The 16,720-nt window shown below is 36.2% G+C and carries 12 protein-coding genes and 1 other annotated feature; of the genes, 6 read left to right on the top strand and 6 right to left on the bottom strand.

The window, feature by feature from the left end:
- The first annotated feature begins 120 nt into the window (after window positions 1-120).
- A protein-coding gene (locus VXM77_RS03110; RefSeq protein ID WP_338505737.1) for an IS3 family transposase occupies window positions 121-1,451 on the top strand; the annotation gives its coding sequence in 2 pieces (ribosomal slippage) (window positions 121-502 and window positions 502-1,451; 1,332 coding nt in all).
- A gap of 50 nt (window positions 1,452-1,501) precedes the next feature.
- Here the strand turns inward: VXM77_RS03110 and clpB are convergent.
- Complete coding sequence (gene clpB / locus VXM77_RS03105; protein WP_161832167.1) at window positions 1,502-4,090, bottom strand: ATP-dependent chaperone ClpB; 2,589 nt, start codon at window positions 4,088-4,090, stop codon at window positions 1,502-1,504.
- Between the two features lie 214 nt (window positions 4,091-4,304).
- Between clpB and VXM77_RS03100 the strand changes: the two genes are divergently transcribed.
- Window positions 4,305-5,126 (top strand): Cof-type HAD-IIB family hydrolase, encoded by an 822-nt coding sequence (locus VXM77_RS03100; RefSeq protein ID WP_161832168.1) that lies wholly within the window; start codon window positions 4,305-4,307, stop codon window positions 5,124-5,126.
- 37 nt (window positions 5,127-5,163) lie between these two features.
- Here VXM77_RS03100 and leuS read toward each other — a convergent pair whose 3' ends face one another.
- Complete coding sequence (gene leuS / locus VXM77_RS03095) at window positions 5,164-7,599, bottom strand: leucine--tRNA ligase (RefSeq protein ID WP_262950287.1); 2,436 nt, start codon at window positions 7,597-7,599, stop codon at window positions 5,164-5,166.
- Between the two features lie 124 nt (window positions 7,600-7,723).
- Window positions 7,724-7,944, bottom strand: a binding site (T-box leader).
- Window positions 7,945-8,324: 380 nt separating this feature from the next.
- Here leuS and VXM77_RS03090 point away from each other — a divergent pair.
- Both VXM77_RS03090 and VXM77_RS03085 read left to right on the top strand, forming a co-directional pair.
- Window positions 8,325-9,278 (top strand): TIGR01212 family radical SAM protein, encoded by a 954-nt coding sequence (locus tag VXM77_RS03090; RefSeq protein WP_161832170.1) that lies wholly within the window; start codon window positions 8,325-8,327, stop codon window positions 9,276-9,278.
- A 1-nt stretch (window position 9,279) separates the two neighbouring features.
- Window positions 9,280-9,843 (top strand): class I SAM-dependent methyltransferase, encoded by a 564-nt coding sequence (locus VXM77_RS03085; RefSeq protein ID WP_161832171.1) that lies wholly within the window; start codon window positions 9,280-9,282, stop codon window positions 9,841-9,843.
- 237 nt (window positions 9,844-10,080) lie between these two features.
- Here VXM77_RS03085 and VXM77_RS03080 read toward each other — a convergent pair whose 3' ends face one another.
- Window positions 10,081-11,121, bottom strand: coding sequence for a DUF2600 family protein (locus VXM77_RS03080; protein ID WP_161832172.1), 1,041 nt, complete (start codon window positions 11,119-11,121; stop codon window positions 10,081-10,083).
- Window positions 11,122-11,333: 212 nt separating this feature from the next.
- Here VXM77_RS03080 and VXM77_RS03075 point away from each other — a divergent pair, with 212 nt between their 5' ends.
- Complete coding sequence (locus VXM77_RS03075; protein ID WP_262950290.1) at window positions 11,334-13,445, top strand: alpha-amylase family glycosyl hydrolase; 2,112 nt, start codon at window positions 11,334-11,336, stop codon at window positions 13,443-13,445.
- Window positions 13,446-13,707: 262 nt separating this feature from the next.
- Window positions 13,708-14,169: a universal stress protein gene (locus VXM77_RS03070; protein ID WP_320100849.1), complete on the top strand. Its 462-nt coding sequence runs from the start codon at window positions 13,708-13,710 to the stop codon at window positions 14,167-14,169.
- A 116-nt stretch (window positions 14,170-14,285) separates the two neighbouring features.
- On the opposite strand, the gene VXM77_RS03065 is transcribed toward VXM77_RS03070, so the two are convergent.
- From VXM77_RS03065 to VXM77_RS03055, 3 genes are read right to left on the bottom strand one after another with little or no spacing between them, the layout of a single operon-like run.
- Window positions 14,286-14,939, bottom strand: coding sequence for an ABC transporter ATP-binding protein (locus VXM77_RS03065; RefSeq protein ID WP_338507055.1), 654 nt, complete (start codon window positions 14,937-14,939; stop codon window positions 14,286-14,288).
- Between the two features lie 14 nt (window positions 14,940-14,953).
- Window positions 14,954-15,616, bottom strand: a complete 663-nt coding sequence (locus VXM77_RS03060; RefSeq protein WP_338507053.1) for a hypothetical protein — start codon at window positions 15,614-15,616, stop codon at window positions 14,954-14,956.
- Window positions 15,609-16,541 carry a hypothetical protein gene (locus VXM77_RS03055; protein WP_338507050.1) on the bottom strand — a complete coding sequence of 311 codons (933 nt, stop codon included), beginning with the start codon at window positions 16,539-16,541 and terminating at the stop codon, window positions 15,609-15,611. The genes VXM77_RS03060 and VXM77_RS03055 overlap by 8 nt, the downstream gene beginning before the upstream one ends.
- Window positions 16,542-16,720 lie beyond the last annotated feature (179 nt).

The raw sequence follows: 16,720 nt of genomic DNA, 5'->3' as shown, positions 1-16,720 counted from the left end.
GTATAAAAAAACTCATGCCCAAACGTAAAATGTACCCTAGAGAGTAGACAAATAAAAAAAGTCTACCTTCTAGGGCCTTTTTGTTATAATATTAACTATTAGATTTTAGGAGGATTTTAAATGAGCAAGAAGTTATTTACACCACAAGAGATTGAACAACTCAAACAAAACGAATATGTTAAGTCAGTATCTGAAAAAGGGATTACTTATACGAAAGAATTTAAGGAGAACTTTATTATGATGAGCGAGAAAGGAAAGTTTCCGCGAGAGATATTCGAATACTATGGATTTAATGTTACGGTGCTTGGCATGCAGCGTGTGAATTCTGCAGCTAAACGTTGGAAACAAGCCTTTAAAACCCAGGGCCCATTAGGATTGGATGATAGTCGTACTAAGAATTCTGGAAGGTCCCTAAAACGAGAGTTAACGCTAGAAGAACAATTATTACGCACGCAGGCTAAATTAGAAGTTTTAAAGATTGAGAACGAATTATTAAAAAAGTTGAGACTCATGAGAAAAATGCTCGAATAGTCTCTAAAGAAGTAAAGTTTCAAATGATTCATCAAGTAGTGAATCAGACATCAACTAAATTTAAATCTTTAATTTCTCATTTATGCGATAGTCTTGGTGTTTCAAGATCAGGTTATTATCGTTATTTTTCGTTATGTGCTGAAGAAGCTCGTTTAAAGCGATTAAAGGAGGAACAACATCGTTTAGAAGTTATTCAAAAGGCCATTTGTTTTAAGGGACGAAAAAACAAGGGAATTCGCCAAGTAGCGATGGTTCTTAAAGGGGAATTCAACATTATCTTTAACCTAAAATCTATTCATCGAATCATGAAAAAGTATGGACTATTGAGTCAAGTTCGTCGAAGCAATCCCTATCGTAAACTCGCTAAAGCGACACAAGCACATCGTGTCTGTCCAAATCTTGTTAATCGTCAATTTAGGCCATTAGAACCTTATAAAGTTCTATTAACCGATATCACTTATTTAAAATATGGAAAGGGTCAGACTGCCTATCTCTCGACCATCTTAGATAGTGCAACAAATGAAGTTTTAGCTTTTCAATTAAGTGAGCATTTAAAGATAGATTTTGTTCTCCAAACACTGAACCAACTTCAAGAAAATCCGACTGTCCAATTAACGAAGGAAACGATTATTCACTCCGATCAGGGCGTGCATTATACGAGTCCGCAATTTTCGAATCAATTAAAGGAATTAGGAATTCAACAATCAATGTCTAGGAAGGGGAATTGTTGGGATAACGCTCCACAAGAATCATTTTTTGGGCATCTAAAAGATGAAGCAGATATAACCAATCAACTGACATTTGATGATTTACTCATTGAAATTGAAGAATATATAGATTATCATAACAACTTTAGATATCAATGGAATTTAAAAAAGCTGACTCCTGTAGGATACAGAAATCAGCTTCAAGTTGCTTAGGTTTTTTTCTTTGTCCTTGACAAAGGGTACAGATTAGTTTTTTTTTTTATTTAATTTTTTTCATAAGACAACTCGATATTTCCATCAACGGCATCAACAATCACCGTTGTATCCATCTCAATATCGCCCGCAATTAAGGCACGAGCTAGTTTTGTTTCAATCGTACGTTGGATAAATCGTTTCAATGGACGTGCTCCGTAAACTGAATCAAATCCGGCTTCAGCGACATAGGCATGAGCAGCATCTGTTAATCGAACTGTGATTCGTTGTTCTTCTAAGCGATGATTTAATCCTGCAATAAACTTATCAACGATTTGGTAAATAATTGACTCTGATAATGGATTAAATGTAATAATTTCATCAATACGATTTAATAACTCTGGTTTAAAGTAATCGCGTAAAACTTCGAGCACTTGCTCTTGCGCTTGTTCAAAATCAGGGTTTTCAAGCAAAATATGTGACCCGATATTTGATGTCATAATAATAATTGTATTTTTAAAGTCCACCGTACGACCTTGAGAATCTGTGATACGTCCATCATCAAGGATTTGTAATAAAATATTAAAGACATCTGGATGAGCTTTTTCAATTTCATCAAGTAAGACAATTGAGTAGGGTTTACGGCGAATAGCTTCCGTTAATTGTCCACCTTCTTCATAACCTACATAACCTGGAGGCGCTCCGACTAAACGTGAAACTGCATGTTTTTCCATATACTCACTCATGTCAATTCGAACAATATGTTCCTCACTATCAAATAAAAATTCAGCTAATGCTTTCGCAATTTCAGTTTTACCAACCCCTGTAGGCCCTAAGAATAGGAACGAACCAATTGGACGATGTGGATCCTTAATTCCTGCACGAGCACGAATAATAGCATCACCAACTAAATCAATCGCATCGTCTTGTCCCATCACTCGGCGTTTTAATTCATCTTTTAAGTTTAATAGCTTTTCACGTTCCCCTTGAACAAGCTTAGCTATTGGAATTCCTGTCCAACGGGAAATAATTTCGGCAATCTCTTCTTCCGTTACATTTTCACGCAATAAGCGTCCTTCTTTTCCAGACTCGTCGTGTTGCATCGTTTCCACTTCAGCAATCTGTTTCTCTAAACTTGGAATTTTACCATATTGCAATTCAGCTGCCTTTTCATATTCCCCACGAGCTTGGGCATCCTCTAACGCACGGCGTGCTCCTTCGAGTTCTTTTTTAAGATCCGCAACTCCATGGATGGCTTGTTTTTCTTTTTCCCACTGTAATTTTAACACTTTTAATTCATCTTTTAAATTTGCTAACTCTTTTTGTAAAGTTTCAAGACGTTGTTTACTATTCTCATCTTTTTCTTTTTTCAACGCCGCTTCTTCAATTTCAAGTTGTGTCACACGACGGCTAATACGATCGACTTCTTCTGGTAATGAGTCAATTTCTGTACGAATTGTTGCACATGCCTCATCAATTAAATCAATCGCCTTATCTGGTAAGAAACGATCGGTAATATAACGATCCGATAATGTTGCTGCAGCGACAATAGCTCGGTCAGAAATACTAACGCGGTGGTGGACCTCGAAGCGATCTTTTAATCCACGTAAGATAGACACAGTGTCTTCAACGGTCGGTTCATTGACTTGTACTTTTTGGAAACGACGTTCAAGCGCAGGGTCTTTTTCAATATATTCACGATATTCTTTTAGCGTCGTTGCCCCAATACAATGCAACTCACCACGAGCTAGTAAAGGTTTTAACAAATTCCCGGCATCCATTGCACCATCTGTACGACCTGCCCCAACAATCGTATGAATCTCATCAATAAATAGAATAATGCGTCCATCACTATTTTTAACCTCATTTAATACTGCTTTTAAACGCTCTTCAAATTCCCCACGGTATTTAGCACCTGCAACAAGTGCTGCTAAATCTAACTCAAAAATCACTTTATCTTTTAAACTTTCAGGAACATCCTGTCTCACAATACGCCAAGCTAATCCCTCAACGATAGCCGTTTTACCGACCCCAGGTTCACCGATTAAAACAGGATTATTTTTAGTCTTTCTCGATAAAATTCGAATAGCACGACGAATTTCCTCATCACGCCCGATGACAGGATCAATTTTACCTGACTTAACATCCTCAACAAGGTCACGTCCATATTTTTCTAACACTTCATAAGTTGCTTCTGGATTTTGTGTCATCACTCTTGAATTCCCCCTAATCTGTGAAATAATTTCTTTTAGTTCTTTTTCCTTAATTCCATATTCTTTAATTAATTGCTTCATCTGATAATCTTTCGATTCGAGCATCGCGAGCAACACATGTTCAATCGATAAATAATCATCTTTCCATGCGCGCGCATAATCATCAGCTTTTAATAACGCTCGATTTAAATCAGCCGATACGTAAGGATCTCCTGTGGCACCTGTCACAGAGGGCTTTTTATCTAACATTTGCTTCAATGAATCTAATATATTATTTAAAGGATAACCTGCCTTTGTAAAAACACGAGCAGCTAATCCGTCATGATCTTGTAATAAAGTCGTTAACAAATGCGGGGTATCAATCTCTTGGTGATGTAACGAAGACGCAAGAGACTGTGCACCAACTAACCCCTGTTGCAACTTTTCAGTCATTTTATTAATATTCATAATCATCACTCCAATCCTTCATCATTTCTGATGATACTTTTATTATACGCCTGTTTTAGCACTCAGTCAATGAGAGTGCTAATAATTTTTAATAATAGCGTTTTTATTTATAAACTAACAATTATCTCCATAACTAATAGATTTAATAGCCTCTCAATAACTTTATTTAACTTCATAACCAACTATGATATGATAATTAAATGGAGGTGTTTCAATGGAAACTAGAAAATTAATTGTCACAGACTTAGATGGTACAGCTTTGCAGAACTGGGAAACACTCGACCCAAAAACCAAAGAAGCTTTAATGAAAGCTAAAGAAGAGGGACATATTGTCGTCATTGCAACAGGACGCCCAGCACGTGCGTCAGTCCACTTCTATAAAGAATTAGGACTTGATACCCCTATTATTAACTTTAATGGGGCATATATACATCATCCAGAAAATGAGAACTTTTCCGACATCGTTGCCCAAATTCCAACAGAAGTCATCATCACGCTCTTTGACTCAGAACTGAAAGATCTTATCGTTAATGCCTACTGCGAATACAAAGATCATCTCTATGTGTTAAATCAAGGGGATAGTGTTCGCGATTGGTTCCATATCGAATCATGCACATCTGTTAAATATGGTCCATTTAAAGAAACATTAGACGAACATCCAAATGGATTTATATTAGAAGCTAAAGAAGGATGTACCGAGAAGGTCATGTCTTTCCTTCGTGAAAACTACGGTGACATCGTAACCTGCCGAAACTGGGATGGCGATAATGCCAACATTATTGAAGTATTTAAATCAGATACGAACAAAGCAACAGCGATTGAGCAACTAGCAAAACATTTCAACATCGAACAAAAAGATATTATTGCTTTTGGAGATGGTGATAATGACATTGAGATGCTGACGTATGCTGGAACAGGTGTCGCGATGGATAATGCGATTGATAAGCTAAAAGAAGTCGCAAATGCGACCACAAAATCTAATAAAGAGAGTGGAGTTGCCCACTATATTCACGAATATATCTTAACGCAGAAGTAAAAAAAAGCTCATGGATAAAATCCATGAGCTTTTCTTCTTATTTTACAACAATATTCACTAATTTTTTAGGAACAGCAATTGTTTTAACAATTTCTTTACCCGCTACGAAATTTTGAACATTTTCATGAGCCATTGCTAATTCTAACATTTCTTCTTTTGAAATATTCGCCGCAACATCGATACGTGCACGTAATTTACCATTAACTTGAGCGATAATTGTGATTGTATCAGATACTAACTTCGCTTCATCATAAGTTGGCCATGCTTCGTAAGTCACTGTATTTTCATGACCAAGAACAGACCAAATTTCCTCCGTCATATGAGGAGCAATTGGATTTAATAATTTAACAAATCCTTCTACATACTCACGTGGAATACTTGTTGCTTTATACGCCTCATTCACAAAAATCATCATTTGTGCAATCGCCGTGTTAAAGCTTAATTTTTCATAGTCTTCTGTCACTTTTTTAACCGTTTCATGGTAAACTTTATCTAATTTTCCATCGTTATCAACCGTGATTTTTTCTGTTAATGTGTGCTCTGGTGTGACAAATAAACGCCATACGCGATCTAAGAAACGACGGCTTCCATCAAGACCCTCTGTTGACCAAGCGATTGCTGCATCAAGAGGTCCCATAAACATCTCATATAAACGCAGTGTGTCTGCGCCATGTGATTCAACGATATCGTCTGGATTTACAACGTTTCCTTTTGATTTAGACATTTTCTCGTTGTTTTCCCCTAAGATCATTCCTTGGTTAAATAAACGTTGGAATGGTTCTTTCGTCTCAACGATTCCTAAATCAAATAAAACTTTGTGCCAGAAGCGAGCGTATAATAAGTGTAATACCGCATGTTCTGCCCCACCGATATAAAGGTCAACTGGTAACCACTCTTTTAATAATTGTTTTGCTTCTTCTGTATTTAATCCAACATAATCGTTACCTTGTTTTAAAATATATCCAATGTAGTACCAGCAACTTCCGGCCCATTGTGGCATCGTATTTGTTTCACGACGCCCTTTAACTCCATCTTCACGAACAACTTCTAACCATTCTGTTGCATTAGCAAGTGGTGATTCCCCTGTTCCAGATGGCTTAATATTATCCATTACTGGTAATTCAAGTGGTAATTGGTCCGCCTCGAGTACAGACATTGTTCCGTCTTCCCATAAAATAACTGGGAATGGCTCTCCCCAATAACGTTGACGTGAGAATAACCAATCACGTAATTTGTAGTTAACTTTGCGTGATCCACAGTCGTGAGCTTCTAACCAATCAATCACGGCCGTCTTCGCCTCAGTATTATTCATCCCATTAATAAAGTCAGATTCAATGTGAGCTCCATCACCTGTGAAAGCACCTTCTGATAAGTCTCCTTCAATAACTTGCTTGATTGGTAAATCATATTTGTTTGCGAATTCATAGTCGCGCTCATCATGTGCAGGAACTGCCATTACCGCACCTGTTCCATAGCTTGCAAGGACATAGTCTCCAATCCAAACAGGAACTTTTTCACCTGTTATTGGATGAATCGCATAGGCACCCGTTGGAACTCCTGATTTCTCTTTATTTAATTCCGTACGTTCAAGATCTGATTTCGCCTTCGATGATTCTTGATAAGCATGAACAGCTTCTTGATATTCTGGGGTTGTAATTTCACTTACAAGTGGATGTTCTGGCGCTAAAACGACATAAGTGATTCCAAAAACAGTATCTGGACGTGTTGTAAAAACATCAAATGAAGCATCCGTTCCATCTACCTTGAAATTAATTAATGCCCCTTCACTTTTTCCAATCCAGTTACGTTGCATATCTTTAATGCTTTCCGTCCAATCTAGACCTTCTAAATCTTCTAATAAACGTTCAGCATAGTGAGTAATTTTAAGCACCCATTGCTTCATCGGTTTTTTAATAACAGGATGTTCTCCACGCTCTGAAACCATTTTTCCATTCACGTTTAAAACTTCCTCATTGGCAAGAACTGTTCCTAATCCTTCACACCAGTTTACTTCAATGTCCTTAATTTCAGCAAGTCCCATGTTGTAAAGTTGTGTGAAAATCCATTGTGTCCATTTATAATATTTTGGATCCGTCGTATTTAACTCTTTATCCCAATCGTAAGAGAATCCTAACGATTGAATTTGTTGACGGAACGTATTAATATTAATATCCGTAAATTCACGTGGGTCATTTCCTGTATTTAATGCATATTGTTCAGCCGGTAATCCAAACGCATCCCATCCCATTGGGTGTAAGACACGATATCCTTGCATACGTTTCATACGTGAAACAATATCTGTTGCCGTATAACCTTCTGGATGCCCGACATGAAGTCCAGCTCCTGATGGGTATGGGAACATATCTAATGCATAATATTTTGGTTTTGAAGAATCATCAGATGTCTTAAACGTCTTATTTTCTAACCAATATTTTTGCCACTTTTTTTCAATCTGTTGATGATCGAATGCCATAACATTACCTCCTATATACCCATTTAAGGGTATTCCTGTCACTTTTTAATCGGCAGTCCTTTTACACACAAAGCGATGAAGCGAGTTACCCTTTTTAAGCATAAAAAAAAGTACCTTAAAACGAGCTAAGGACGTCATCGACGCGGTACCACCTTAGTTGCAAAAGCTAACCTTAAAAAGCTTTTACCCCTTCATTGTTTTAACGCCAAACAGGCGGCAGCTCTTACTTCTTTTCACAACTGCAACTCCAAGGTGAGTTCATAAGGGACTCTATACGAATTTCCACCAACCATTCGCTCTCTTTAATAGCCTCGTCTTACTACTAATCCTTTTCATCGTTTCTATCTATCTATAAGGTTATTATAGAAAAAATTATATCAAACATTACCCAAAAAACAAGATTTTTTACAAAAAACCGTTGGAAAAAACGTCCTTAGACAATATCACGTGCCTGCCCCTCCCTTTCTATGATAAAATATAGACGTCTAAATAAGTTTTCAATCGCTTAAAAAATTAGAAAGAACGCCAAACTACAAAGAAAAGTACCCAAAATCCTAGAGAACAGATCCCGCTTCAAACAAGCGGCGCTTATGAGATTCAAGCGGTTCAAGAACGAATGACTGACCGCCTTGATCCGGAGAGCTTGAATCGTTCAGCATACCTGTTATCTTTGATATCATCAACAAGATACTAAATAAACGAAGCATTTAAAGGAGGAAAAAACGATGAATAATCCCTTTCCATATAGTTACTCTGATAAACGATACCACACCTTAAATTATCATTTACGTGAAAAATACCATCAAAAAATATTTAAAGTCATGATCAATGCAGGATTTACATGCCCAAACATTGATGGAACAGTTAAATATGGAGGATGCACATTCTGTAGTACAAAAGGAAGTGGAGACTTTGCCGGAAATCCGGAAGACAATTTAAAAACTCAATTTAACCAAGTAAAAGAAATGATGCATCAAAAATGGCCCGAAGCGGGATATATCGCCTATTTTCAAGCCTTTACGAATACTCATGCCCCGCTTGAAGTTTTACGAAAAAAATATGAAGCTGTATTAGAATGCGATGATAACATCGTCGCCCTTTCCATCGGAACCCGTCCAGACTGCCTGCCAGATGATGTCGTTGAATATTTAGGAGAGCTGAATAAAAAAGTTGACCTATGGGTAGAACTTGGGCTTCAAACGATGCACGACCAAACAGGAAAACTCATTAATCGCGGACATGACTACCAAACACTAGTTGAAGGAGTTCAAAAACTACGAGCAAAAAATATTGATGTCATCATCCATATCATTAATGGCTTACCAAATGAAACACATGACATGATGCTCGAAACTGCCAAAGCAGTTGCCCAACTCGATGTACAAGGGGTTAAAATACACCTTCTTCATGTCATCGACGGAACACCGATGCACAAAATGCTAACAAAAGGCAAACTAAAACTCATGGAAAAAGACGAATATGTAGACTTAGTCGTTGATCAACTCGAAATTCTTCCTCCTCATATGGTTATCCACCGACTAACAGGTGACGCCGTTCGTGAGGAACTCATTGGTCCGATGTGGAGCCTCAAAAAATGGGAAGTGTTAAACGCCATCGACGATCGATTAAAGGAAAGAAATACTTACCAAGGTCGCCTTTACAAAAAGGAGGAAAAGTAACATGGCTCAGACACTAGAACGTATCCTTCCCTTCTCAAAACACTTACTCGAACGGGCTCTATCTCCCGGTGATGTTGCGATTGATGGAACAGCAGGAAATGGACACGACACCTTATTCCTAGCGGAACTTGTAGGGGAAACAGGTCATGTTTACAGTTTTGATGTTCAAAAAGAGGCGATTATCAATACACAACATAAATTAGAGGCTGCCAACCTCACTCAAGTGAGTCTCATTCATGATGGACATGAAAACCTGTCTAATTATGTGACCCAACCAGTGAGTGCTGCAATCTTTAATTTAGGTTATCTTCCTGGAAGTGACCAAGCCATCACTACCCACGGGGAAACGACATGGAAAGCAGTCACTGATCTCCTCTCATTGCTCAAAAAAAACGGGATTATCATCCTTGTCATTTACCACGGGCACCTAGAAGGAAAAATCGAACGAAATCATCTGGAGTCACGTCTTCATGAATTAGATTCAAAAATGTATCAAGTGCTCACCTATCAATTCACCAATCGAAAAACGGCCCCGTTTATTATTGCCATTGAAAAACTCCATTAAAAAAGGTTACCGAAAGGTAACTTTTTTTTATCCTTATATATTAATAATGAATCTAGAGCCTTTTTATGTCCTATCTAAACCGCTAATCGTCCAAAACATTCGATTGCCAATTTCATTTTTTAGAAAAGCTCCACTTAAACAAGTAACTATACTAAAACATTATTTCATCGCGAGACTGTTTTCTCGTTGCCCAAGTTTCAGGGGGGGAGAGACGACAAAGCTCCTCTCCCCCTATTTTTAAGATCGGACGAATTTCTTTGTATGATGAAGTAAAAAGCGTGCCCTTAACCCTAAATTTTTCATGATTTTTTTTTCGAATGTTCTTAGCATTGGATTTTTCCTCAACCCTTCTGCTAAATATAGAGCAAACAATCCATCATTAATCGTTTGGTGAAACACTTTCTCCGGTAAATGCTCCACCTCGCGTTGAACTCGCCGATATAATTCAAGGATTTGATCGATTCCTTCATCGTCATTCTTATAATAAGAAAAAAAGTTTAGCTCGCCATCCGCTAAATCCTCTGGTAAATCAATTACATAATCTAACATGATATGTAGTTGCTGAACACCGGGAAACATGGACTGAAAAATACGGTCTGGAGTCACCTGATACTTTTCTTGATTCATCGCATAGGCAACCATCGTAAAAATTCCAAGCGTTGAACCACACGCCGCACCAAATTCAAACCAAGTAAGTCCTTCAGCTAACTTTTCATTTTCAACTTTTAATTGCTTCAGACGCTCTTCACGTTCGCTCACTTTTAAATGTTTATACACTTGTAAATCCACGTAAAGTCGTGCTAAACGTGAAAAATAAGGTTGGTATCTTTTATAATTATCAATCGTTCTTAAACATCTTTGACAAATTCGTACGAGTAAATTCAAATACCCCGAATCGAGTTGTTGGGTTTGATACTGATAATAATGTTGACTTGGCGGCGTCAATTTAAAAACATCTAATAACGATTGATGCAATCGTCTAAAATTTGTTTCGTTTATAATAGGAGTCTGATCCACTAGATTATCAAGATAATCGCAAATACTTTGATAGGCAGTCATAAAACATAAATAATCAGACTGTTTACTTTGTGGGACTAAGGAGGCATAAAAAGATGCCCCATAACAATGAAATGCCTTTTGTTTGAGACTGGCTAATGCTTCTTTTTTTAATTTAGGATCTGTTATTTGAGTCGCTTGCTTTTCATAAAAAATTAAGCAAGCTTTCGTTTTAGGCTGATAGAATCGATAAAAATTCATCATTAGAGCCGGATAAAACATCTTATCACCTCTTCATGCTACTTCCTATAGTTTAGGCTACCTCTTTAATATTCAAACAACATTTTATAAAAATATTCCTCATTTTAACAAAAAATATTACTCTCCCTATCAGTAACCGATTACAACCTCGCCTCTTTCATGCGAGTTTTCTATTTTTTTCCCCTTAAAGATGATATAATAAATGTGCATTTATGGAAACGGAGGAATAAATAGTGAGGGAGAGTAAATTACAAAAATTATTACATACATTAAGAAAGCATGACCAAAAAAATGACGTTTATAATTACGTGGTTCCAGATTTATGGAATGCTTGGAACTATCAAGGGGAAGAAATGGTGCGCACGAGTTGGGGAGAGCTTATCGTCAATCCATACAACTTCTACAGTGAAGTAATCGAGTCTTACATCTTACCAAAAGCAAAGGAAAACGTGAATTATAATCAGTCAATTAGTCAAATCAATCAAGCATATGAGGCTAAACCTGGCTATTTAGGGGGAGACTGGATCAAAGATTCAGTTGTTTATTCAATGATGGTACGTACATCGACGTCATGGGATCATGACCGCAGCGGTGATTTAGAAAATCATAACTTATACGATTTAAACGAAACGGGAACATTTGTTAAATCATTAGTCTTACTTCCGTTACTTAAAAAAATGGGTGTGGATACGGTTTATATGTTACCTATTTCAAAATTTTCATTAAAAGATAAAAAAGGTGAATTAGGATCTCCTTACGGAGTTTGTAATTTCTTTGAAATCGACCCAAGTTTAAAAGATAATATGACAGGTTCAGACTTAACTGTAGAAGAAGAATTCCAGGCATTCGTTGAAGCATGTCATATTTTAGATATGAAAGTCATGATTGACATCATTCCTAGAACGAATTCGGTTGAAAGTGACTTAATTTTAGAACATCCAGATTGGTTCTACTGGGTATATACCGATACGTTCCATGAATATTACCCACCACATGTACCTGGACTTGGTAATACACTTGCGCCAAAACCTGAATACTTACCACAAGTCTATTCATCACAATCTGTATGGAATCACATTCGTAAATTCTCATACGCACCAAACATCATCGATCCTCAAAAATGGGAACGTGTCGTTGAAGAATACCGTCAAACACCAGGAGCTTCTATTTTAGATATCGTTAGTCGCGAATTTGGTTTAACTGTTGCACCTGCCTTCTCAGACCATATTAACGACGTTCAACCACCTTGGACAGATGTTACTTTCTTCCGTATGTACATGGATCATCCAGTTGAGAGCCAAAAATATTTAGGTGGCCAAGATCTTCCTCCTTATATCTTATTCGATACAATTAAATCAAATTTATATAAAGGTAATATTATCAACGAAGGATTATGGGCAACTTTATCAAATATTATTCCATTCTATCAACAAAATTATGGAATCGATGGGGCTCGTATCGATATGGGACACGCCCTTCCATCTGAATTAATCCATCGCATTATTGAAAATGCGCGTACAAACGATCCAGACTTCTGCTTCATCGCTGAAGAATTACAAGATGAAAATGCAAAAGTATCACGCGATAATGGATATAACATGATCATCGGATACGGATTCTACCAACAACCTCGTACATTTGAACACCGCACACACAAATTCATGTATGAGTCACGACACTTACCATGTCCAGTATTTGCTGGAGGGGAAACACACGATACTCCTCGTTTAGCTGCTCGCGAAGGTGGACGCACGCTATCAAAAATGTTAACAGTGATGAATATGTTTATGCCTAACGGGGTTCCTTTCATTAACTCAGGGCAAGAGGTTTATGAAATTCAGCCAATGAATACAGGACTTGATTGCCGTGATTATGAACAATATATTTTACCGCACAACGATCGTTACTTCGGAAAATTAGCGTTATTTGATAAATTTGCAATTCACTACTTAAATCATATGCGTTGGGAATTACCTGATACATTAGAAGCTGTTTCACAAATTCGTAAAAACCATTTATCAACGTTTAGAAACTTAAGTAACTTCGTTCCACTTGGATTTGATAACTTAGGTGATCCTGCCATTGGATTTGGATACATTGAAGAAGGAAAACGTGGTCACTTCAACAATAACACTTTCATTATTGTAGCAAGTACAGATATGTATCGTCCAATTGACGTAACAGTACACATTGAAGATTTACGTAAAAATTCAGGAAACACATGGTGTACAGGATCATTATTATTCTCAACTCATGAATGGCAACGTGAAGTTCATGAATTTGACAATAACCATAATTTACGTCTTCACTTACAACCAGGGGAAGTTAAAATCATTAAACTATAATCCTAAGAGGGTCAATACAATCGTGTTGACCCTTCTCTTATTCCCTTTTCTTAAATTAGAAAGAGATGGAATCTGACCTAGTTTGACCCTTTTGGTTAATCAATGCTCCCCCTATTTGTTACACAAGTAGAAGAAAGCACGCTTGACTAGCATAAATATCAAATATTTTCATATAATAGGAATAGCTATACCCATATAAAGGTAATTTTCACGAGAGATTGATCATTAAGTGAGAACAAATGATCATGAGGAGGAATCTAATATGTACCGAAATGTTTTAGTCGCCGTTGACGATAGCGAAAAGTCAAAACTTGCTTTTAAATCAGCCGTTGAAACCGCACGGGCATTCAATGCAAAATTAACCATCTGTCACATTAAGAAGAATACCATTATTTATACTCCAATTGACCCTACCGGAATGTTGGCAACGACTTATATCTTTAAACAGGATTTCTCGGATTATATGGAAGACGTACTAGATAAATATAAGGAAAATGCGATTAAAGAAGGCATTCAGGACGTTGAAATCGTTCAAACCTATAGTTCTTCTCCTGGACTTGCTATTGCCGAAGTCATTGCCCCTGGTTATGAAGTCGATTTAATCGTATGTGGAGCAAGCAATAAATCTGGTTTCGATCGATTTTTACTTGGAAGTGTTTCACTTGATATCGTTAAACACGCTACATGCGACGTTAATGTGATTCGTAATGGAGGATCTCATTAATCTTAAAGATAGGGATTCTGGTCTTTAGGAATCCCTATTTTTATAATTAAGTATCAAAAAAGCAAGATTCAGCGTACCTCTAGTGTACAGTCAATCTTGCTTTTTTTCGATACGTATTATAATTCCCTGCTTACGTTCCTTTCTAATGAAATTTGCTCTATCTTCCCTTCTCTCATCAGAAATTGCTCATCGGCAATCTGGTCTAATAAAAATTTATCATGGGTAGAAATAATAATTATTTTTTTCTCTTTTCTAAATTCGATAATAAGCTCTTGAAATTTTTTTATATATTCTTCATCTAATGCATTCGTAGGTTCATCTAGCAATAAAACATCTGGATTTTCCATAAATGCTTGAACGAGTGATAATTTTTGAAGCATTCCTAAAGAATACACCTTCACCTTACGTTTATCATCGGGATTAAGCCCAAAATAACTCATATAATACTTAATATCGTCAAGAGTAGCCACCTTTTTTATATCTGCTAATAGCTTCATATTCTCGAGACCTGTTAGGTGATCAATAAATTGATGTTTCTCAATAATAATTCCGCAATTGGGTAAAAATTCGCGTTTTAATGTTTTCCCATTATAGACTAGCTTTCCCTGACTTAAGCGAACTAATCCTGCTAATGTTTTAAGTAACATCGTCTTCCCACTACCATTTGCCCCTACTAAATTGTATACTTTTCCCTCCTCAAAATGAACATTAATATCTTTAAGTAACTGTCTTTTTCTAATTACCACTTGCCCCTCATGAATGGCTAGCAAAAAAACTCCTCCTTCTAACGTATAAATTGCCGAGATAAAATAAATCGACCTACTAATACCGCACTTAATGACGTAATGAAAAGAATCATACCAGGTATCATTTTAGAAACGACACTTGAAGAATCACTTAAAAAGCATAAAATTCGAGACAAACTCCCCACTTCTGTGAGCTCATTAAAGGCTACAATGGAAATAGAGTAAGATAATCCATAAATAGGGATAAGGAGTAAATAAGTTGTCGATAAATCCAAACTAAAACTATAAATGCAAAAAGATAGACAATTCATACTTATCACAAATAAGACGCTATATACAAAATTTATCGTTGAACTAAATAACAAATCCCCTTGATTGATTAAAATAAACGTAAGATAAGCAAAAATTTCATTTAATAAGATAACCATCGTCGTAATTAATGTCTGATATTTTAACACCCATTTAATAAATGATTCAAGACTTTGATAGCGTTGTCGAATCGAAAAATGATTAATATAAACACTAAATAATAGGAGTGTTGCAAAAATAATATAGGAAATCATTTGTGTCGATACTAAAGAATAGAACACACCCCCTATATCTATCCAATGAAATACGTAACTAGTTCCATTGATCAGGTAGATAATAGAGAAAAATAGACTGAGTAATAAAAGTAGTCTCTTTAAAATAATGTTAGACATATGAATTCCCCCTTCTAATCATAATAGCTAATCCTATACTTATGACGAGATAAAGAATCGTCATTGTTATTAATTGGATTAAAGAGGTATAATTAAGTAAATGAGTCGGGATGGCTAAATGAATATATTGCGAGATAAATGATTCAATCAGATGACTAATGAGTAACGGAATCCCCATCGCAAAAAATAAATTTTTAAATTGCACCACTCTCGTAAATAAATACGTCACTAACGAAAAACTACTCAATAAACATCCATACCCTATAATCGTGCACCAATAATAACAATGATAGTTAGTTGGGGTTAACCATTCTAAAAAAAGTGAATCACTAAACACAAAAGGACTTGAGACTTGAAGAAGCTCAGAAATACTTACATACTGAGATAACTCGAGTAAAACTTCTGGCAAATTCCCACGGCCTTCGTAAAGAAAAAAATAAGTTAAACTATAATCAATGAATCCTGCAACTAACTGAATAATAATTGGAACAGAGATTACGAGCAACAACTGCCGATTAAAGTAGCGTTTTGGACATTGACGAATTAATTTTAAAGAATGAATTCCTTTTGATTGCTCATCATAAAAAATCCATGAAACTGGAATAACCGCGATAAAATAACCTAACTGATTCATTAAAAATTCAATATTAAAATAGGCTATATAATCTGAAGTAAATAATGAATATTCCATATTTAACGTTAATGTTTTTAGTATCTCTTCAACTGGTTCCGTTATCTCAATGAGTCCGCTTATCCCACTTATCCAAAAGGCAGTAACAGATGGGTTATCCACTAACTCAGAAATAGACATGGTAGGCCACTCTAATATAAAGATTAACTTATGAATAAAAAGTACTAAAAAATAGAAAGTAATGACGACAAATGTTGAATATATCCATTTTTTTGACTTAACCCTTTGATACATCTTATCTACCCTTTCTAAAAATCAAACTAACAGAAAGTGGAATTATTAATTCATACGTTAAAACTATGATTAATCCCCTGAGTGATCTGCCTCAAATTTCCCTGATAAAGTTCAATTATATGCCTCATCATTAAATACCCTTAACGACACACGATCCCCTGCATTTATATTTAAATTTT

It is taken from the genome of Turicibacter sp. KK003, from assembly GCF_037014675.1.
Classification (GTDB): domain Bacteria; phylum Bacillota_I; class Bacilli_A; order MOL361; family Turicibacteraceae; genus Turicibacter; species Turicibacter faecis.
Note: the sequence above shows the minus strand (reverse complement) of the source record. Positions and strands in the feature narration are given on the sequence as shown.

Excerpts from the sequence above, each read along its gene's own strand:
- VXM77_RS03090 (WP_161832170.1), top strand. The coding sequence starts at position 8,325 with ATGAATAATCCCTTTCCATATAGTTACTCTGATAAACGATACCACACC.
- VXM77_RS03060 (WP_338507053.1), bottom strand. The coding sequence starts at position 15,616 with ATGTCTAACATTATTTTAAAGAGACTACTTTTATTACTCAGTCTATTT.
- VXM77_RS03055 (WP_338507050.1), bottom strand. The coding sequence starts at position 16,541 with ATGTATCAAAGGGTTAAGTCAAAAAAATGGATATATTCAACATTTGTC.
- VXM77_RS03070 (WP_320100849.1), top strand. The coding sequence starts at position 13,708 with ATGTACCGAAATGTTTTAGTCGCCGTTGACGATAGCGAAAAGTCAAAA.
- VXM77_RS03085 (WP_161832171.1), top strand. The coding sequence starts at position 9,280 with ATGGCTCAGACACTAGAACGTATCCTTCCCTTCTCAAAACACTTACTC.
- clpB (WP_161832167.1), bottom strand. The coding sequence starts at position 4,090 with ATGAATATTAATAAAATGACTGAAAAGTTGCAACAGGGGTTAGTTGGT.
- leuS (WP_262950287.1), bottom strand. The coding sequence starts at position 7,599 with ATGGCATTCGATCATCAACAGATTGAAAAAAAGTGGCAAAAATATTGG.
- VXM77_RS03100 (WP_161832168.1), top strand. The coding sequence starts at position 4,305 with ATGGAAACTAGAAAATTAATTGTCACAGACTTAGATGGTACAGCTTTG.
- VXM77_RS03080 (WP_161832172.1), bottom strand. The coding sequence starts at position 11,121 with ATGTTTTATCCGGCTCTAATGATGAATTTTTATCGATTCTATCAGCCT.